The sequence below is a fragment of the Shewanella colwelliana genome, from assembly GCF_001735525.1.
Lineage (GTDB): Bacteria > Pseudomonadota > Gammaproteobacteria > Enterobacterales > Shewanellaceae > Shewanella > Shewanella colwelliana.
In genome coordinates, this window is the sequence record NZ_MCBT01000048.1 from 241,467 (window position 1) to 262,250 (window position 20,784).

Annotated in this window: 16 protein-coding genes; 8 read left to right on the forward strand and 8 right to left on the reverse strand. The window is 45.4% G+C overall.

The annotated features are described in order from the left end of the window. The first annotated feature begins 165 nt into the window (after positions 1-165). Both BEL05_RS18875 and BEL05_RS18880 read left to right on the forward strand, forming a co-directional pair. Positions 166-1,209: an isoaspartyl peptidase/L-asparaginase family protein gene (locus BEL05_RS18875; protein ID WP_069672090.1), complete on the forward strand. Its 1,044-nt coding sequence runs from the start codon at positions 166-168 to the stop codon at positions 1,207-1,209. A gap of 70 nt (positions 1,210-1,279) precedes the next feature. Beyond that, entirely contained in the window at positions 1,280-2,284 is a 1,005-nt protein-coding gene (locus BEL05_RS18880) for a GGDEF domain-containing protein (protein ID WP_069672091.1), read from the forward strand. 1 nt (position 2,285) lies between these two features. On the opposite strand, the gene BEL05_RS18885 is transcribed toward BEL05_RS18880, so the two are convergent. Further along, positions 2,286-3,590: an anaerobic C4-dicarboxylate transporter gene (locus BEL05_RS18885; protein WP_069672092.1), complete on the reverse strand. Its 1,305-nt coding sequence runs from the start codon at positions 3,588-3,590 to the stop codon at positions 2,286-2,288. Between the two features lie 255 nt (positions 3,591-3,845). On the opposite strand from BEL05_RS18885, the gene BEL05_RS18890 reads away from it, so the two are divergent. From BEL05_RS18890 to BEL05_RS18910, 5 genes are all read left to right on the forward strand, one after another. Beyond that, positions 3,846-4,061 (forward strand): DUF7661 family protein, encoded by a 216-nt coding sequence (locus BEL05_RS18890; RefSeq protein WP_028762028.1) that lies wholly within the window; start codon positions 3,846-3,848, stop codon positions 4,059-4,061. A 34-nt stretch (positions 4,062-4,095) separates the two neighbouring features. Then, positions 4,096-5,172, forward strand: coding sequence for a DUF2157 domain-containing protein (locus tag BEL05_RS18895; RefSeq protein WP_069672093.1), 1,077 nt, complete (start codon positions 4,096-4,098; stop codon positions 5,170-5,172). Beyond that, positions 5,162-6,289: a DUF4401 domain-containing protein gene (locus BEL05_RS18900; protein ID WP_069672094.1), complete on the forward strand. Its 1,128-nt coding sequence runs from the start codon at positions 5,162-5,164 to the stop codon at positions 6,287-6,289. Before BEL05_RS18895 ends, BEL05_RS18900 begins: the two co-directional genes overlap by 11 nt. Beyond that, complete coding sequence (locus BEL05_RS18905) at positions 6,276-6,782, forward strand: GDYXXLXY domain-containing protein (RefSeq protein ID WP_051412827.1); 507 nt, start codon at positions 6,276-6,278, stop codon at positions 6,780-6,782. Before BEL05_RS18900 ends, BEL05_RS18905 begins: the two co-directional genes overlap by 14 nt. 393 nt (positions 6,783-7,175) lie before the next feature. Next, on the forward strand, positions 7,176-8,093 hold the full coding sequence (locus BEL05_RS18910) for a universal stress protein (protein WP_069672095.1): 918 nt from the start codon (positions 7,176-7,178) through the stop codon (positions 8,091-8,093). 68 nt (positions 8,094-8,161) lie between these two features. Here BEL05_RS18910 and BEL05_RS18915 read toward each other — a convergent pair whose 3' ends face one another. From BEL05_RS18915 to BEL05_RS18930, 4 genes are all read right to left on the reverse strand, one after another. After that, a complete protein-coding gene (locus tag BEL05_RS18915; protein WP_028762024.1) occupies positions 8,162-8,482 on the reverse strand; it encodes a YdbL family probable chaperone protein in 321 nt (106 codons plus the stop codon). A gap of 26 nt (positions 8,483-8,508) precedes the next feature. Next, entirely contained in the window at positions 8,509-8,676 is a 168-nt protein-coding gene (locus tag BEL05_RS18920) for a YnbE family lipoprotein (protein WP_373316113.1), read from the reverse strand. A gap of 123 nt (positions 8,677-8,799) precedes the next feature. After that, a complete protein-coding gene (locus tag BEL05_RS18925) occupies positions 8,800-12,222 on the reverse strand; it encodes an intermembrane phospholipid transport YdbH family protein (RefSeq protein WP_069672096.1) in 3,423 nt (1,140 codons plus the stop codon). A 196-nt stretch (positions 12,223-12,418) separates the two neighbouring features. After that, positions 12,419-13,267 carry a D-hexose-6-phosphate mutarotase gene (locus BEL05_RS18930; protein ID WP_069672097.1) on the reverse strand — a complete coding sequence of 283 codons (849 nt, stop codon included), beginning with the start codon at positions 13,265-13,267 and terminating at the stop codon, positions 12,419-12,421. A 245-nt stretch (positions 13,268-13,512) separates the two neighbouring features. Between BEL05_RS18930 and BEL05_RS18935 the strand changes: the two genes are divergently transcribed. After that, complete coding sequence (locus BEL05_RS18935; protein ID WP_069672098.1) at positions 13,513-15,303, forward strand: acyl-CoA dehydrogenase C-terminal domain-containing protein; 1,791 nt, start codon at positions 13,513-13,515, stop codon at positions 15,301-15,303. 57 nt (positions 15,304-15,360) lie between these two features. Here BEL05_RS18935 and BEL05_RS18940 read toward each other — a convergent pair whose 3' ends face one another. The 3 genes from BEL05_RS18940 to BEL05_RS18950 all read right to left on the reverse strand — a co-directional run bounded on the left by BEL05_RS18940 (position 15,361) and on the right by BEL05_RS18950 (position 20,627). Further along, positions 15,361-15,969 (reverse strand): DUF938 domain-containing protein, encoded by a 609-nt coding sequence (locus tag BEL05_RS18940; RefSeq protein WP_037427688.1) that lies wholly within the window; start codon positions 15,967-15,969, stop codon positions 15,361-15,363. Positions 15,970-16,097: 128 nt separating this feature from the next. Beyond that, positions 16,098-18,161 carry a bifunctional 2',3'-cyclic-nucleotide 2'-phosphodiesterase/3'-nucleotidase gene (locus BEL05_RS18945; RefSeq protein WP_069672099.1) on the reverse strand — a complete coding sequence of 688 codons (2,064 nt, stop codon included), beginning with the start codon at positions 18,159-18,161 and terminating at the stop codon, positions 16,098-16,100. A gap of 285 nt (positions 18,162-18,446) precedes the next feature. Next, on the reverse strand, positions 18,447-20,627 hold the full coding sequence (locus BEL05_RS18950) for a M3 family metallopeptidase (protein ID WP_028762017.1): 2,181 nt from the start codon (positions 20,625-20,627) through the stop codon (positions 18,447-18,449). Positions 20,628-20,784 lie beyond the last annotated feature (157 nt).

Here is a 20,784-nt window from a genome sequence, read left to right on the forward strand (position 1 = left end):
ACTTTGGTGCGGAAAATAATCGCAAGTAAAAGCTCTATCTATTTGAAAGTTTTATTATCCTTTATTGTCGCAGATTATTGGCCCCAAGCAAGATGAGGATTGTAATTATTGGCGATTATAGGTACAAAGAAGCCATCTATAAGGCAACCTGCGACAATAATAACGATGAAGAAAACTAACTACCTTGCTTTGATCTCACTATTGAGTAGCCTGGCCGCTCCCAGTGTCGTCGCGGCAGAACAGCCTTTTTCTATCGCGATCCATGGTGGTGCTGGCACCATTTCTAAGGCTAAGTTAACGTTAGAACAGCAGAACGCCTATCGTGCAAAACTGACTCAAGCGATTGATGCAGGATATAAGGTATTAGAAAAAGGCGGCGATAGCCTTAGTGCTGTGACAGCAGCCATCAACATATTAGAAAATAGCCCACTGTTTAATGCTGGGCTGGGTGCTGTGTATACGTTTGATGGTGCACATGAGATGGACGCGTCCATTATGGATGGAAACTCCATGAATGCCGGCGCAGTTGCTGGGGTTAAGCACATTAAAAACCCCATCGATTTGGCTCGGGCAGTGATGGACAAGTCTGCGCACGTGATGTTGTCTGGTGGCGGTGCAGAAGAGTTTGCATTAACACAAAATTTTAGTTTAGTGCCTGTCACTCATTTCGATACCGATAGTCGCTATCAACAGTTGCTAGACGCTAAAGCTAAAATTAAGGCTGCGGAGCAGGGCGACACAGGGGGCCTCGAGCAACAGGCGAGCCTCAACTATATGGATTTAGACTATAAATTTGGCACCGTAGGTGCAGTGGCGTTAGATAAACACGGCAACCTCGCCGCGGGTACCTCCACTGGTGGAATGACGGCAAAGCGCTTTGGACGGATCGGTGATTCTCCCGTCATTGGTGCAGGTACTTATGCAGAGAATGGTGTTTGCGCTGTATCGGCAACGGGACACGGAGAGTACTTTATCCGTTACCATGTTGCAGGTGACATCTGTGCTAAAGTTAAGTATCAACAAAAGTCGATTGTTCAAGCGGCCGATGAAGTGATTAATCAACGGCTTATCACTGCAGGTGGCACTGGTGGTGTTATCGCAATCGATCAACGTGGCAATATTGCTACCCCCTTCAATACTGAAGGAATGTATCGCGCGACACGCAAGAGTGGCGAAGAAGCTCAAGTGATGATTTGGCAAGATAAATAATTGGGTTTTCCCAATTAATGTTTGATGTTTTTTTTGGGGAACTTTCCCCACCCTAAAGGGCTTATTCTCTATGCTAGTACCCAAAATACCTAAAGATGAAAGCACTCGGCTTGCCACCCTTAATGCTTTACAGGTTCTTGATACCTCACCGGAAGAACGTTTTGATCGCGTAACGCGTCTCGCAAGGCGCTTATTCGGGGTTAATATTGCGCTAGTAAGCTTGGTCGATGAAAACCGACAGTGGTTTAAGTCTGCCATGGGGCTAGATGCGAAAGAGACACCCAGAGATATCTCTTTTTGTGGCCATGCAATATTGGGCGATGAGCTGTTTTATATTCAAGACACCTTATTGGATGAGCGTTTCGCTGATAATCCGCTTGTCACCAGGGCACCGCATATCCGTTTTTATGCTGGACAACCTTTACGGGCCGCAAATGGACAGAAAATCGGTACCTTGTGCATTATTCATGACGAGCCTAAAACCCTGACCCATGAGGATATGGAGACCTTGGTTGATCTTTCGAGCATGGTGGAGCATGAGTTGGCTGCAATTTCGTTGGCAACCCTTGATGAATTGACAGGTATAACCAATCGACGTGGTTTTTGTATTTTGGCTGACAAAGCGTTGACCATGAGCCGTCGAAGGGGGCTATGCAGTAGTCTAGTTTTTATCGATCTTGATAGTTTTAAACCTATCAATGATCAATATGGTCATCAGGTGGGTGATGAGGCATTACGTCTATTTTCGCAGCAGATGGTTGATACATTTAGAGATTCTGATATTTTGGGCAGAGTTGGCGGCGACGAATTTATCGTCCTGCTTAGTGACAGCACAATGCGCTCAGCGATAGAGGCGATTGATCGTTTTAACCTAGATTTGAGCAAAAGCCTACAACGAGAAAAAGCACCTTATCAATTAAATTTTTCCTATGGTGTTATGGAGATCCCAGCAGATAGTGATATCGCTTTAGATACTGCCATTGAAGAGGCCGATCAGCGCATGTACCTGCAAAAGTACGGTAAAAAAGTTAACCATAATTCAAGCAAGACTAAAGGCCAACCGGGCCTTGATTAGTTTAGCCTAGAAGCAATTGGCCAAATATAAAGCCAAGCAAGACTGAGGTGCTGATAGTTACCACGCCTGGGATGAAAAAGGGATGATTAAACACCCACTTTCCTATACGTGTTGACCCCGTGTCATCCATCTCTACTGCGGCTAAGAGCGTTGGATAGGTCGGTAGTACGAACAAGGCACTTACGGCTGCAAACGACGCAATTGCAGTGAGTGGTGCAACACCGATAGCTAATGCAGCAGGCATTAATGCAGTGGTGGTTGCACCTTGAGAATAGAGTAACATTGAGGCAAAAAAGAGTACCACTGCTAGCAGCCAAGGAAAGCGACCGAGTAGTTCCGATGACACTGCTTTAATCTCTTCAATATGACCCGCCACAAAAGTATCACCTAACCATGCGACACCCAGAACACAGATACAAGCGCTCATGCCCGATTTGAATGTGGCTGCATCAGGGATCTTGCTTGCATCAATTTTGGTTAGGGTGACGATAGCGGTGGCGGCAGTCAGCATAAAGACCATAATGGCGTCATTACGGCTCAAGCTTGGATGGGTAATCAATGCTACTGAGTCGGAAATGAGTGTAGCGTAAACCACCACACTAATAATCGCGACAACAAAGATTGCGGTGGCCAGTTTCGCAGAGGGTAGGATGTGACGACTCGTGACCGCATTCGTTGTGACTAACCCTTGGGCGAGACGTTGTTGATAAACCGGGTCTTCTTTAAGTTCACAGCCGATAAAATTGGCGACAAAGGCACCGGCCATACAAGCCATAAATGTTGATGGTATGGCGATAGACAGCAGTGTTAGGTAACTCACGCCATGATTTTCCAAAATACCAGAAAAGAACACTACTGCCGCAGATATAGGCGATGCCGTAATGGCGACCTGGGAGGCGACCACAGAGATTGAGAGAGGACGGGACGGCCTAACACCTTGCTCTTTTGCCACTTCGGCAATAACCGGCAAGGTAGAAAAAGCTGTGTGTCCCGTACCAGCAAGCAGTGTCATCAAATAGGTGACCATAGGGGCATAAAAGGTGATCTGCTTAGGGTTCTTGCGTAAAAAATTCTCTGCTAACTGTACAAGCCAATCAAGGCCGCCAGCGACTTGCAATGCCGAAATAGCAGCAATAACCGACATGATAATCAGGATCACGTCGACAGGAATGTGTCCCGTATCGACGCCCAGAAATAGTGACAGAACCAGTACGCCAGCGCCGCCAGCTAACCCTATACCAATGCCACCCATTCGAGCGCCGAGATAGATAAAGGCAAGTACAATAAAGAGTTCGATAGCAATCATTAGCACTCCGGTGCAAAGTAAAAGGGAGTCGCATTTAGCAGGGAGGGCGAGTAGTAGACGTTGCCTATGCGCGATAACGTCATTTTACCGGTTTTGTCTTTACTGTAGCGCTTACTAATTCATTTTATCTGCAAGCTGTGAACTGACTCACTGCGTGGCGTTGAGGGATTGGTGGTTGTGCACAAAAAAGTTTTAATTGCTATCTGGCCAGTAGTTTTTCTATTATGGATTGATGGCTGATTAAGCGAGGAAGATGTGGCGAAGTTTGATGTATTTGGTACCACAATGATTATAACGCGCCGTGATCGGGGATGGATGTTAGCGATTGAGTCAGGATTAGGTATGCGCCGTCCTGTGACTGATGTCGTGATCGCCCATTTGCTTGTTGAAGCTGAGTTGGCTCAATATTTGGCCGATATTTACCATGAATCGGCAAGTATTCAACATCCAGACGTGATAAAGCTCGCTTAGCGGCAAGCAACAACGCTATTTCCAAGGATAAGGGATGATAAATAAACAACGCTCGGACGTTTGGCACTGGTTTAGCCACGGTCACATTAGCCCAAACGATTTCAAAGCCGCGATGTCAGTGGCATCGCCACACCCAAGTATTCAGCAATGGCGTAAGCTAATCGGTTATTTATTACTTTATCTTGGCGTACTATTGCTGAGCGCTGGGGTGATTTTTTTTATGGCGTTTAACTGGAACGCCTTAACTAACTTGACCAAATTTGCCTTGGTTGAATCGCTATTGTTACTGTTTATTGTTGGCTTCTATCTGTTCAATCGACAACAGCGAAAGCAAACGACACCAAAGCGTGTGGAAAACCATTATGGCTGGACACTGGCTAACGCAATGTTATTGGGTGCCAGTATCATGGTGGGAGCATTATTGGCGTTAGTGGGACAGACCTATCAAACTGGCGCCGATCCCTGGCAGTTGTTTGCTACGTGGGCGTTACTGATTTTACCTTTTGCCATCATCGCAGGGTTTGACCTGTTATGGTTACTCGTCCTTGTGTTACTCAATGTTAGCTTAGTGCTCTATTTCCGTACTTTCTCCGGCATGTTTAGTTTTATATTTGAAGATATCGAGCAAATCGCTGTGTTTGCTTGGTGTAATTTAGTGATGCATGGCGTATTTACTGCGTTGAGGCGGGTTAAATGGGCAGGTCAGTCACATTTTTGCAGTCCGAGTGTCGAAACAACGGCACTATTTGTCTCGGTATTTGGTTTAACGTGGATGATGATTTGGGTTGTTTTTGAATTCAAATTTAATCTTAGGTTTGCTTGCTTGGGCCTGTTTTATCTACTGACTATGGCGGGCGTGTTTGGCTGGTATCGTTACCGCTTGCCCACCTTATATCCACTGACGTTGGTGTTGACCAGCCTTAGTGCTGTGATAATTGGTTTATTATCCAGAGGGTTATTAGATTCAAACGATCCCGTCGGTGGCTTTTTTATGCTAGCGATGGTGGTCGTGGGGTTAACCAGCGGCTGTTTAATTTGGCTAAAGCAATTGCAGAAACTGTTCATTGAGATGGCCTGTGTTGACACTGAGGTAACCCGCCATGAGCCATAATATCACCCAGCGCAAATTATGGCAGAGCTTGTCAAATCAAGGGCTACTCAATGGCGACACGTTACCCGAAACAGAGTTGTCGGTACCTTGGTATATCATTGGGGCGCAAATGCTTGGCGGCTGGATAGCGGCACTTTTTCTATTGGCCTTTGTGCTGGCGAGTGCTTCATCTGTTGCCGACATCACTGAGTCGTTTATTAGCCTTGGGACGTTGTTGTGTTTAGGGTGTTTAGCTTATTACCGTTTTGGCGCTAATCGTCAAGAGTTTGTATTACAGATGGTGTTTGCCTTCAGCCTTTGTGGCCAACTGATGCTGCTTTGGGGGATATATGAGCGTTTAAATGCCTTTGATGATACGCTGATCGCCTTAATCTATCTGTTAGTGTTTGCCCTACACTGGCTGGTGATTCCTCATAAGATTAATCAATTTGTAGCGGCACTATGCATGGTGCCGAGTCTGTTAGCCATTTTAGTCATTAATCAGTGGACGGTGCTAGTACTGCCACTGCTAGTGGTTTTACTTATGCTTATCTGGCCGAGCGTCTACCGCTGGCCTCAGCATTATCAACGCCTTAGGGTATTAGGGTATGCGGTTGGGATTAATTTGTTGATGGCAAACTTCTCCATGACTGAGATGGGGCAAATGATGAATCTGCCCAAGGTGTTGATGACGTTTGATGCAGCGATGAGCCAATATATGGCCATCACCATGATCTTGTTGTCGGCGCTTTGGCTTATTGGACAAGTCTTCAATCAGCTCAATACTCATGCTAAAAGTAATGGGGCGATGTTAGCGAGAGCCAAGTTTACCACTATCTTGGTTGCGATATTTATTAGTCTGCTTTCCATTGTGATGAGTGGAGTCAGCGCTGCAATATTAATGTTGCTGTTAGGCTATTTTTATAACGAGCTTAAGTTGGTGGTGCTTTCTGTGTGTGGCTTAGTCGCTTTTATCGGCCTTTATTATTACTCGCTACATATGGATCTGTTTGATAAGTCGTTGTGGTTAATGGCGAGCGGCTTGCTGCTGGTAGCCCTCAGATTTGCTATGGGTGTGAGCGAAACAGCAGAGCGGGAAAGTACAGGGAGTGAGGTCAAATACCATGAAGGTGAATAAATCATTGAAATTAGATTATGCATCCGTATGGGTGGTGGTAACAGCTTTGACGATACTCGCGCTGATAAATGTCAATATTTACCAACAGGAACAGTTATTGGCCGGTGGCGATGTGGTGATTTTTGAACTTGCTCCAGTTGATCCTCGCTCATTAATGCAAGGGGATTATATGGCGCTTAATTACCGCATAGCGGCTAGCCTTCGTCAGACTGTCAAAGAGGAAAATGAAGACGGGCTATTTGTTATCAACATTGCTAACCAAGGTGTGGCGCAATTTGTTGGGCTCTACCAAGGAGAAACATTACAGACAGATCAACGACTCATTCAATATCGGGTGCGAGCAGGTCAAGTGAAACTTGCCAGTAATGCGTTTTTCTTTGAGGAGGGCAGAGCCGATGAGTTTGCGTTATCTAAATATGGAGAATTTCGCGTTGATCCGGCGGGAAAATTGTTGCTAAGTCAGATGTTGGATAAAGATTTTAATCCTATCTAAGCGCTGTTGCGTTGTAAGCTTTGTTACGGTGGTAGGATGACCATTATCCAATGATGGGGGATTGTTTAAACGTAATAAAGAATGCTTGTTGTTTTAATGCTGTCGGCCAGCCGGTTGTAAACAATATTTTTTATCTTTAATTTCAGTTGACTGCTATGCGTTGAGGGTGGGTGTACATCCAATTTTTGGTAAGTGTTTGTTTGAATGCGATTAATTACCTCCCTAAACAAAACGGGCTAAACAGCCTGTTTTAAGTCAAAAACAGTCTTAACAATAATCATTTCTATTATCATGCGTTTGCCTATTATTACCCTGTTTATACGGATTCGCTGACGCTCTTCTACGTCCGACTTGACTACAATTAATGCGTTACTCAAGATGAGGTGAATAGTAATGGACAGCTATCAGCGGATTTTGGTTGTGGTCGATGAACATGACTTTACCCTAAAAGGGATCTCTCGAGCAGCTTATATTGCGGGAAAGAATCATGCGGCTGTGATTGTTATGTTGCTGGAGCATGGCAACACGGTGAACCGTTTGCTTGATGCCTTTGAGGTGAAAACGGAGATAGGCAAACCTTCGACATTAGAAGAGAAGCACTATTGTTTGCATGAGTTTACCAAAAAGGCAGCACACACTGGCATCAACATTTCGATGGCATCAATCAGTTGCCATAGCAGCGATGACGTACTGCAATTTTGTTTAGATTTTAAGGTCGATGCTGTGGTGGTATCCGCATCGCGGCATAAGATGTGGGACTGGTTGACTATTAAACCACTGGATTTACGTTTAGTGCGAGAGTCTGACCAACCGGTTTTCGTGGTAAAAGATCATCCTTGGCAGCCAGGTGGGCATATTTTGTCCTTCGTGGAGCCTTGCTGTGAAGATGAAGACCACAAATCCTTAAACAGTACTGTATTGCAAACCTCAGCCCACTTTAGTCACTTGCTACAAGGAGACTGTCACTTAATCGATTGCTTTTATGGCGATAACCCCAGCATCTCTTTTCATCTTGAAAATGACCAGAGGACCAATCAGCAGCACCACATAGAAAAACTCTCAAACTGTTTGAGCCAGTATCATTTAGACTCAAGGGGTGGTAATGATAACAATTTGTTGCTTCATGTGGCTAAAGCCTTGCCTGAAGATGCTATAGAATCTGTCGCTAAGGAGGTAGATTCTGAACTGGTGATAGTGGGCGACTTTGGTCATCAAGGATTGCTCAATAACATGTGCGGCAATATCGCAGAGCTAGTGATTGACAGAATTAATTGCGACCTATTAGTGGTGAAGCCACAAAGCATGCATTAACCGCGACCAATAAGCTAGATACGCCGCTGGCGCAGCCAATACCTTGACTGCGCAGCGCGATTAACTTACTACTTTTTGACCCATTTACCGTCTTTAGTTTGGATATAGTGGCCTTTTTTAGTCGCCGCTATTGCCTTCTCGGCTGCTAACTTGGCGACATCCTCAATACTAATACCATTCTTAGTGGCGATCTTCTGATAGTGGGCTTTACGTTTAGCATTTACGGTTGTGGCTAAATCACTGCTCACACCACTGTTGACCACGAGTCCAAGATAACCGTTGGTTTGCTCACCGACTAAACCTTGGCTTTTAGCATCTTGAAGCGAGATCGCAAAGGCATTAATACTGAGCAATAAACCTGCCGCGAGTACAAGTAGTTTACGTTTCATTTTTATCTCCTTATACCTATGTCGGTTTAAAATAGTTCGTCATTATTAAGCAGTGCGTCGAGTTCTTTATCGACTTTAATCTTAATTTCATGCTCAATTTTAACATTGAGATTAATGACGATAGGTTTATCGGGTGGCTCAATCTTCACGGTTGGCGTACAGCCAAACAGGGTGACGACAGGCAGTAGTATGATAACTGCATAGGGCCATTTGGGTAGTCTCTTCACGGATAGTTCCTTTTATCTGCTAAACAGGATTGCTGCTATCGCTATGATTGATAGCGTAACAGGGCGAATATGACTGTTAGCTGAACAGTGTTATTGGCTAGCCATCTCTTCTTCGATTTGAGTTTGCAACCGATCACCAATTTGTAAACTTTGAAGTAGTTGTAGCATGTTTTCCTCTTGAGAGTAGTTCAAGTGAATCGGGCGTTCAATATCTTTTGCTCGACCTTTTACATTGACCATAAGCTGCGCATCACCATTTGATTGCATATCAAAGGAGCTGGATAATTCGCTGTAATTGAGCTCTTCCAAGGCGGCAAAAGCAAAATCCAGGTAGGGTTGTGACAGGCGCATCTGTAACACGGCAGGGTTGTTCTCGACCTTAATCAAGCCACCAGGCGCTCTTGCGGCAAGCCGGCCGCCTTCTATCGATACTTGACCGTTTGTTAGTTCAACTGGCAGTACGCCATCAAAAAAACCATCGGCATAGATACCGACTTGTGGTTGAATGGCTAATAAGGCTTGCAGGTCTATCGCTTGTAGCACCAGATAGGCTTCTGATCCTCCGTTCAAATTGAGATTGAACTTAGGCAGGAGTACGCTGCCGCCTAATGTGTTGGCGTGCGCTTTAATATCGATCTGCGCTTTTCTTAGCGGGGAAATCGGGGAGTAATCAATTTGTGGTGTCACGGCATAATTGCTCTGTGCTAATGCACCTTTATTTGCCTTGAACGCTGAACCCTCCAGTGAGATCTGTGTAGTGGCTTCTAGATCGGTTAATAGGACCCCTGGATTAAACGCGGCAACCTTCAGCTGCAGTGCATCACAGCCAAGCCGCGTAATATTGCCGAGTAAATCGCGACTAGAAAGACTGCAATCTCCACTAAAACTTGCTTGTTCTAATGGAAAATTATTGATTGACCCCTGGCTTATCTCAACCTTGGGCGTCACCTTCATAGCAAGTGCGAGGCCGCTTTGCTGCCATCTCAGTTGATAGTCGCTGGTGATGCTCATATCGCCAATTAAGTCGGCTGGTAATTGGGTTGCAAACCAAATGTTAGACTGGGTAAGTAGTTGGTTAATATCGCTATTGAATGATAGTTGACCATCCAACAGCGCCACCGTCTCCTTGCTGGAAAAAGTTAATTGATGAGCGCTATTGAATTGAAGGGTATCGGCCTGCCACTGTTCAGTGGTACTAAGCCTAAATTGCTCATTGGCTGGTCGCCAACTCAATTCTTGTGACAAGGTTGCACCGGTTAAACTCAGAGTCTTGCGATTTTTCTGTTTATTGCGCTTTTTATAGTGCTCGGTGGCGGTAACATTATCGAGCTGATAGGTTAGCGAGGTTTGCCCCGGTTGATGGAGCAACGCTGTGATGACATGTTTAGCTTGCTGGGCGTCAGAGTCATCTTTTATCGAGTTGAGTGAAAAGCCTTGGCTATGCATCGATGCGCTATCTAGCTGCAGTTCCGTTTCTCTCGGCTGATTTTCGCTATTGGTTGTGTGCCGATAGATTGAGGTATTACTGGCCACAACACGCATTTCTGGGAAGCTAAACTGTGGCGGTTGTTGGTCTCTATAACGGTTAGCAAATCTGAATTCATTTGTGCTTTGAAAAGTCACTGTATCGCTGCGTAGGCTATCATCTTTTGGTGTCAGTGCATTCCGGCTGAGTAAATGCGGTGATTTGGTCGTCATCGTCATAGGGAGTATCGACAGTTGCTCAACGCCCTGTAGACCCATGGTAAGCGATGCGCCAGCAAACTGCATAGTACTCAGTTGGCTAGTGAGTATTGATTGAAAATCGGATTGACTGGAAGATCCTCCATGACGGTTATCACTGCCTAGTGGCGATATGGGCCGACCAAACTCAAATTGATTACCTTCAAGGATTACAAGCAGTTCACCGACCTCTGCGGTTAGTGATTCAGTTACGGTCAGTCGAGTTGCTTGCATAAGCTGCAGGGAGATTTGTTGAGCGGTCACCGCGATGTTCGGCCGCTGGTAAGCGGGTGACTGGAGTTTAAGTTCGCTGCCTGGCGCTATGGTTAGCGCGTACATTGCCGATGTGGGTTGACCTAGGTTGTTAAGACCTCCAGTGAATATCAATTCCCCATGAGTGGCAAGTTTGAGCTGCGCCAGATTAAAGGCGTCATCTTGATTATTGCAGGTCGGCTGGGTATTGAATTGACCGCTATCAAGCGCGGACAGACATAGCGGTGCTCCCTGTTTGAGGTTTAATGACCACTGGCTATTTGCATGACGGCTATTGTGCGTATGGACATAGCGGCTATCGGTTAGCTCAGCACTTAGCGAAAAATCAGCTAATGTGACCTCGGCAATGGCGCTGCCGAGCGTCAACTGGGCGTTAGCCATTCGATAGAGAAGCGGCGATTGTAGTGCTAGGTGAATATTAAGCGATGAAGACCCCGTAAATTCTGTCGCTTGTTGAGCATCTTTTATGCGTTGAAATAGGCCATGCAGGCCAGTTTCATCTAATGGTCTGAGCAAGCCTTGGTACTGCTCTTCAGATAGCGCTAGTTGCAGCGACAGAGGTTGTAGCGCCAAGGTTAGGTCAGTGATGGGCCCATTAAGTGTAAAGCTGATGGGGCCTTCGGCTTGGGGATGTGCTGATTGAGGTTGCAAGTCTAGTGGCGTTTGCAGTGACGTGCCAGCAATCTTGTCCACTGACATAGAGAGGTTTGACAGCTGGTGGGTAGAGGTTAATTGAGCGGTGGAGATATCTAATGTGGCAGACGTGGCAAGATCGCCAGTTAATGCCAGGTGGTGACGTTCAACCGTTTCCTTTAGTGCGATCAGTGGTCCCAGCGGACCTACAGGGTTAACAGTGGGGAGTTGAGCGATTTGATTGAGCAGCCCTTGCAGTCTCTCAAGAGATAGCGTGCTGTTTAACGCCCATTGATTGGGATTGAGACTAACCTCAAACGCCAATAAAAGCTGTCCTTGGTGACTGAGTGCGCTGGTCACCCTCCCTTGGTCGTCCAAATTTAGGTAGTCCATATCCAGGCTGAAATCCATAGTGTTGATTTCTTTGACCTCAAAATGGGTTGGGCCGATAGCGATTTGTGGTAGATGGTTGAGATCTAACGACAGGGTCGGCCCACTGCTTGAATCTTGTGCCGATTGCGGGTTTAACAGTGTCGGGTTTAATGCAACTGAGATATTACCTAGTGCAATGGTTTCGATATCTTTTAGACCCATATCTAGCCAAGATGGTTTTTTCGCCAGTGTTAACTGCAGGCCGTCAATATGAATTTGGCTGTCGTTAACGTCGAGGGACAGCGTGTCAATGCGCAAATGACTTAGGGACGATAAAGAGAGCGTGATGGCAGTGACTTGGCTGCCTTGAGGCATAAGATAACGATTAGCAACTGCTTGGGTCAGATAGCTCATATTGGCAATCAGAAGGCTGCTCGCGATGCCAACAGTGATAAAAAATAGCACTGTTATTAACATTAAGCGTTGAGTCACGTTAGAAAAGCCCTGCCGCATCTATCCCTATCTCTTGAGAAGTTCCATCCTGTAGCGTGAATTCTATCATTCAATGCAGGTGAGAACTAATGGCTTTAGTCCTGAAGGGACGATCAGTGTTGTGGTGATGCTAGACGGCGCATCGACGAAGTAAATATTGAAAGAAAAGGCCTCGTCATGAGGCCTTCAGTTGCGTTCAGTGCGCCCATTTTTTGGATTATTTGGCCCAGCTAATGACGGTTGTTAAGGTGTGGGAGCTGCTTGGTGCTAGCGTGACCTTATCTTCTAGGACATTAGCGGCTTCATGGCACACCATGGTGAGGTAGTCGTCGCTATTAAAACGTGATAAGCGTTGAGATTTGTCTATCCAAGGGTTCCATAATACGGCTGATTGACTGTTTTCTCGGTGCACGTTAATTATACCCTGCGGGGTATTAAGTTGCTGTACTTCACCTAATTGGGTGTAGACGCGATCAGTCTCTTTGTTAAAGACGACTTCATCTCCATCTTGTGAGAACGGACCTTCGCCAAATTCAATATACTTTGATCCTGCAAAACCCGTTGCCTTGAGCTGATGAATATCCTCAATTGGAAAATAGGTGTGTAAAGCTTGGGTAAGACTCACCGGGTAGTCAGCGAGATTGGTGTTCACTAGGCTTACTTTTAAGGAGTCAGTCAGGTTAAAGATTAACTCGACTTTTGTATTGTGAGGCCAATAGAGCTGGTCCTCTTCACTTATGGTAAGACTGAACTTGAGCTCTACAGCTTGATTTTTCATCTGTACAGAGTCGAGTGACCAGATGCGAGTCCGAGCAAATCCATGTTGTGGCCAATCAGGTGTTTCACTCATACCAAACCAAGGCCAACAAACTGGGATCCCGCCACGAATACCATTACCTGGCTGATAATCATCGGCGGGCGATACCCATAATAGTGGCGGTTTACCCACAGGTTGGAAGTGATCTATCTGCGCACCTTGCATAAATATTCTCGCTTTACATAGCGAGGTGTCAATATCGACATACTCTAAACCATTTGGATGTTGTTTGGTGGTGACAGAACCCATGCGCTAATCCTCATTCCTGAATGCTGGCCAATGACCGGAATATTTTTGTCTACTTTACAGATTTTTGTGTAAAAGCATAAGTATCGGTTTGGTTGATTTTGCGGTTTCCCTGTTCTTAGCGGAAAACAAGGTACTTTTGTGCTGCATTTTTGTGCGTACTTGGTTACAGTGGTCAGAGCAGTTTTTGTTTCACCCTAATTTCTACCCAGTTAAATAGTTATTCAAATAATAAAAAGGATTATGGAATGCCTATCTATCAAGCTCCCCTACGAGATTATCAATTTGTCTTAAATGAACTTCTTAACATCTATCAGCGTGACGACCTTCAAGGATTTGAAGAGATTGATGCTGAACTTGCCGATGCGATATTGCAAGGTGTCGCTGAATTTACCACTGACGTGATGTTACCGCTCAATGGTAGTGGTGACGTAGAGGGATGCAAAATTGTTGAGGGAGAGGTAAAAACGCCTACTGGTTTCAAAGCCGCCTATCAGCAGTATGTTGAAAATGGTTGGGCAACGTTAACCAGTGATCCTATCTATGGCGGCCAAGGCTTACCTGAAGTCGTGGGGATTTTTGCCACAGAGATGAAAACTGCCACCAACATGGCGTTTGCTATGTATCCGGGGCTAACCCACGGTGCCTATGCAGCGATTCATGCCCACGGCAGCGATGCGCTCAAGCAGAAATATCTTGAGAAGCTGGTCTCCGGCGAGTGGACGGGTACTATGAACCTGACTGAGTCTCATGCGGGAACCGATCTTGCGCTGCTACGCACTAAAGCTGTACCCGTTGGGGAGGGAAATTACGCCGTAAGTGGTGAAAAGATATTTATCTCATCTGGCGACCATGATCTGACCGAAAATATTGTTCATCTAGTGCTAGCGCGTTTGCCTGATGCGCCAGAGGGGGTGAAGGGCATATCGCTTTTTGCAGTGCCTAAATACTTGGTTAATGATGATGCAAGTCTAGGTTGTAGAAATGGGGTTGAGGCTACGGCGTTAGAGCACAAAATGGGCATCCATGGTAACTCGACATGTGTCATGGTATTTGATGGCGCACTGGGTGAATTAGTAGGAGAGCCGCACCAAGGACTGCGAGCGATGTTCACCATGATGAATGAAGCCCGCCTTGGGGTGGGCGTTCAAGGTCTTGGTGTATCAGAGATTGCCTATCAAAATGCATTGGCCTATGCAAAAGACCGCCTTCAAGGCCGTGCGCTAAGTGGTGTTAAAGCTCCTGCGTCTCCTGCAGATCCCATCATTGTGCATGGTGATGTACGTCGGATGTTGATGGCACAAAAAGCCTTTAATGAAGGGGCTCGGGCATTGGTTGGTCAGCAAGCCTTATGGCTTGATGAGTCCCATCGCCACCTTGACTCGGGTCAGAAGAAACAAGCTGCAAAATTGGCAGCCCTGTTTACCCCGATTGTAAAAGGGTTTATCACCGATAGAGGATTTAATGCGTGTGTAGATGCTCAACAGGTATTTGGTGGTCATGGTTATATTCATGAATGGGGCATGGAACAGTTTGTTCGAGATAGCCGTATCGCGATGATCTATGAGGGAACCAACGGGGTACAGGCATTAGATTTAGTCGGCCGTAAGCTGCTGTCTGACCGTGGTGAGGCGTTGACGTTATGGTCAGATATGGTTAAACCATTTATCGCTGAGCATATTAACAATGAAGCAATGAAACCCTACTTGTTACCTCTGATGGATGCTTCTACTGATCTAGAAAAAGCCACTGGTTTTATCTCAAGTCAGGCCGCGACAAACCCTGATATTATCGGTGCAGCTTCTATGCCCTATATGCAGATCTTTGGCATTACTGCATTAGCTTGGATGTGGGCTAGAACGGCGGCAGTGGCTTTGCAAGCACTGGAAGAGGGTGTTGAGAATGAAACCTTTTATCGCGCTAAACTCACTACTGCAGAGTTTTATATGAATTACTGGGCGGTGCAAACACGCAGTTTGCGCAAGCAAGTTGAAAGTGCAAGTTTGCAATTAATTGGGCTGTGTGAAGACGATTTCTAACGCTTGCAGAATAATGGCACCTCAGCCTTCAGAGCGGTGACAATGTTGTTAGAGGCTCTATGTTTTCTTAAACGAAAGCAGCCGATTGTTGGCGGGCATGTCGATATCTGACAGTAAATTTAAGCTAGCTGAGTGGGCGAGTTCTCTGACCCACTCAAACTCTCGTATTCCACTGTTAACATTTCTATGCTTTAACCAGATGTCGAACTGGCGATTACTGTCACTGGTATATTGGTTGTTGTAATTAAACGGACCGTAAATACACAGGAGACCGTTGCGCTCAAGATGCTGCTTAACGCCGTCAAAAAAGGCTTCGACCATTGTTTCGCTCATGATATGCAAAGTATTGGCGCTGAATATGGCGTCAACGGCGTTGGGATCCAATGACCAGGGTTGAGTGACTTCTAATGCTATTGGTTGTGCAATATTGTTCGATCCTTCTAATTCAATGCGCAGCGACAGCGGCTCAATATATTGCACTTGATCGCTAGGTAGCCAAATAAGTTGGGGCAGGTGTTTGGCAAAGTACACAGCATGTTGGCCCGTACCGCTGCCAACTTCTAATACGCGTTTAGTGGTTGAAAAAAGGGATTGCAGTTGAGGTAAAATTGCCTGTTTATTGTTTTCGCATGATTGCGAAAAGGGAAGCTGTTGAATGTCACTCATAGGTAAATTGGTGCTTATTGTTGTTATTTGTCCTTTATTTAACCCTAATGTGCCACAGGCCTCAATAAAAAGTGATGGCGGATAATAAAAAAGGCTCCTAAAGGAGCCTTTTCACAGGTGTTACAGCGTTACTTTGCCGCAGGCTCAGTAGTGAGATCGATGTTGTAAATCGCAAAGCCAAACTCATCGGTAAGATCACTACGCTTAGTGAGCTTACGTAACTGTTGTTCAGCAATAAATTTATCTGCCAGTTCACTGTCTTGAGTTTCAAAACGAACATCAAGTTTCGTGGCGGTGTTAATCGTCACGAAGTCCCAGTTGTTATCGGCAGCGGGATTAACTTCGCCATTAGCTTCAGTTTCTACAGTGATGTACTCAGCCAGAGCTTCACGGTTGCTATCAGGCAATTCCATGACGACATAATCAGAACCTGTGCCCGCAAACTTACCGCCAAATGCGCGGTAGTTATTTGATGCAATAATGAACTCTTTGGTCGCAAGCGCTTCACCAGTAATGATGGTGCCATCTTCCTCTTGGAAACTTAAACCGACAATACGGTTTGCATCAGCATTAACCACTTTACAGTTGCCATCGAACTTAGTTGGCTGGGTAACATCAATTTTGTAGGTAACGCCATCAATCACATCGAAATTGTAGGTACGATGTGTGTCCCAGTTAATCAGATATTGTGGCTCTGTGCTATTTGGTGCAATTTGATTAAATTGGTTGGCACTGCATTCTAGCCAATCTTTTACCTGAGCACCGGTCACTTTTACGGCAACCATAGTGTTTGGGTAAAGATAAAGATCGGCGGCGTTTTTATAAGTTAAATCACCAGCAGGCACTTGTACGTAACTGTCTGCGTCAGCCGCCGTGCTATGACGTCCGCCCGCTTTAAACGGCGCAGAGGCGCTAAGTACTGGAATGTCTTTTAGTGCGTCAGTCAGATTTTGCTTCACTTTTTCAATTTGGGCATTAGAGACAATTTGCACGCTTGGATCGTCTTGCACTAAAGTGAGGAAGCTATACATGTCAGCCGATGCCTTACCAATAGGTTGGTCGACATAAGCGAGCGTGTTGGCGTGATCCATAGCGACAGCATCACGAATACCATTATCGGCCTGAACTAATTCAGGTTGTTCGGCACTTTTGTCATAGATAGGTTCAGCTTTTGCGGAGCGGTCGATAACCATCCACTTGCCATCTTTCATTTCAAGCTTGATATCTACAACGCCTAGGTTGTCACCCCAGCGGCCAGGCATTACAGCAGCGACGCCGTTAATAGTGCCCTTATCGAGATCGGCATTAGCCAAACCATCAAAGGTTGCAGATGGGAAAACAGAGTGACTATGGCCAAAAGTAATGGCGTCAATGCCATCTACGAGTGACAGTGCATAGGTAGCATTCTCATCGTTAACATCAACTGGGTTGGTTGGTGAACCTACCCCTGAATGAGGGATAGCGACGATAACATCAGCGCCTTGCTCTTTCATCATAGGCACAAATTTTTCTGCCGCTTCGACAATACCCATTACCGAGACTTTGCCTGAAAGATTTTGCTTGTCCCACAGCAAAATTTGCGGTGGCACAAAGCCGATGTAGCCGATCTTAACAATCTGTTGGTCGCCATTGCTGTCGATGACCACTTTTTCTTCAATGAGATAAGGTGTAAATAGGTTGTCGCCTTTCTCTTTACCTTCCCAACAATCAGCTTCACACAATACGTTGGCGTTAATATAAGGGAAATTTGCACCAGCAATTGCTTCGCTTAGGAAATCTAAGCCATAGTTAAACTCATGATTGCCGATATTGCCCACAGAGTAGCCTAAGGTATTCATGGCTTTGTAGGCTGGGTGAGTACCACCTATGGTGTTGTCACGTTTGAAATTATTGGCAACATAGTCACCCATAGGGCTACCTTGAAGTAAGTCGCCGTTGTCCACAAGAACGAAATTACTGACGTCGCTGCCTTTTTGTTTTATTAGGCTTGCGGTTCTGGCTAAGCCGATGGTTGGGTCGTATTTCGATTTGTAGTAATCGTAATCCATGATATTAGTGTGCAGGTCACTGGTTTCTAAAATGCGTAGATCAACCTGAACTGCCGTGGTGTTGTCGTCATTATTGTCTGATCCACATGCCGCTAAGCCGAGTGATGATGCGATAACAACTGCTAAAACTTTTTTATTTAACATATCCATTCTCTTTTTTGTTTAGACCCCAAGAGGTAACTAAAGACCTCTTAAACTGCTAATAGCGCTATTTTGAGTATAATTGTCTATTAACGGTTGCCGATTATAGCGTCTCATTGTTTGATAATTGTGACGAACCCCAGAGTTTGCATGTATCATTTTGTAACATCGATTAACAATTAGACAATATCATTAGTGTGGTCAAATAGTGGGCGTAAGCGAGAGTTTGTGCGAAATAGGGATAAAAAAAGCGCGCTATAAAGCGCGCTTTGAGTGACTAATCTGAGCCTATTTAGACAAAAGGCCTCGGCTTCTTAGTAGCGGCTCGATGCCTGCTTCTTTACCGCGGAATTGCTTGTAAAGTAGCATAGGATCTTCACTGCCACCTTGAGATAGTATATTGTTTCTAAAGGCATCTGCGGTTGCTTTATCGAAAATACCATTCTCTTTAAAGGCTTCAAATGCGTCAGCCCCCAAAATATCTGACCACAGGTAGCTGTAGTAACCGGCAGAGTACCCACCAGCAAAGATGTGTGAGAAGTAGGTACTGCGGTAACGCGGTGCAATTTCACCAATTAATCCCATCTTATTCAAAGAATCAGCTTCAAACTGTGCTGCATCTTTTGGCGTGAAGTCAGTCAATGTGTGCCAATCAAGGTCCAGCTTAGTCGCAGCCATATATTCAACCGTGGCAAAGCCTTGATTAAACTTGCTGGCAGCTTGGATCTTTTTCACTAATGCTTGTGGAATCACTTCACCTGTTTTGTAGTGTTTGGCAAACTGCGCTAATACTTCCGGCTGAGTCATCCAGTTTTCCATCACTTGCGATGGGAACTCCACATAATCGCGCGGTACAGATGTTCCCGCCTGTGAGCGGTATTCGACATCAGATAACATGCCGTGCAGTGCATGGCCGAATTCATGGAATAGGGTGCTGGCTTCATCAAAGGTTAACAAAGAGGGCTCATCACCCACAGGACGAGGGTAGTTTAGTACGTTTACGATGATAGGCGTAGAGTCTACACCGTTCATGTTGTATTGCTGACGGTAGGCATTCATCCAAGCGCCACCGCGCTTACTGTCACGCACATAGTAGTCGCCCATAAAGATAGCCATCAATGACCCATCTTTATCAAAGACTTCCCAGGTACGCACTTCATCATTGTACTTAGGTAGATCGGTGCGCTCTTTTACCGTGATGCCGTACAGACGATTAGCGGTATAGAATACGCCTTTAAGGGTGTTTTCTAATGAGAAGTAAGGGCGTGTTTGCTGCTCGTTAAAGCTATATTTAGCTACACGGATCTTATCTGAATAGTACCACCAATCCCACGCTGCGAGTTTAAAGTCGCCACCTTCAGAATCGATAAGCGCTTGCATATCTGCCACTTCAGCCTTGGCTTGACCCAGTGCTGCTGGCCATACTTTGTTTAGCAGCTGATAAACATTTTCTGGTGTTTTGGCTGTACGCTCTTCGAGGACGAAATGGGCGTGGGTTTTATAGCCCATGAGTTGAGCACGCTCTGCGCGAAGTGCTGCCATCTCAGCCAATATTTTCTTGTTGTCATTGGCGTTATTGTTGTTACCGCGCTCAATATAACCTTTGTAAATTTTTTCACGTAGATCACGATTATCGGCATAGGTCAAAAACGGCGTAATAGAAGGACGTTGGGTGGTAAATACCCATTTGCCTTCATGACCACGTTTTGTGGCAGTTTGGGCTGCAGTATTAATCACATCTTGTGGCAATCCGGCGAGGTCAGATTCACGCTCAACTACCAGCTCAAAGGCATTAGTTTCGGCCAATAGGTTGTCGCCAAATTCAAGGCTTAATTTACCAATTTTTTCATTGAGTGCGCGTAACTTCACTTTGTCAGCTTCGCTTAAGTTAGCGCCGCCACGGGTGAATGATTTGTACGTATCTTCAAGTAATTTATGCTGGGCAACGCTTAGACCTAAACTTTCTTTTTGGTTATAAACAGTTTTAACGCGCTGAAACAGTTTGTCGTTAAGCAGAACATCATCACCAGCTGAAGAAAGCATTGGTGAGACCTCTTTCGAGATAGCCTGTAGTTCGTCGTTGGTATCGGCGCCTGTCAAATTATAAAAAACGCTGGCAACTTTGGTGGTTAATTCGCCTGAAAACTCCATTGCTTCAATCGTATTGGCGAAAGTTGGCGCATCTGGATTATCAATAATCGCTTGGATCTCAGCTTTGTGCTGGGCGATACCGGCTTTGAATGCCGGAAGGTAGTGCTCAGGCTTAATCTTGTCGAAATCGGGGATACCCATATAAGTGTCATAAGGCTTAAAAAATGGGTTGGTCGCGTTATTGTCGATAATTTGCTGTGCAACCACATTGGGTGCAATGTTGCTGTCATCGTTGCTAACGGTATTTGAACTGCATGCGCCTAGCGCAAAGGTCAGTGCCATCGCTGACACAAGTGGCTTAAGGGTCAATCCCTTCATACTAAAATCCCCGGTTATTTGCTTGGAATCGATAGCAACAAGTCATTGTTGTTGCACTATTGTGTGGTCAATATTGGTGTAACACTCACGTCAAAAATGCATTTTGCCTGACGTTAAACGGGTTAATTATCATTGTTCTTACAGAGAAAGCCATCAA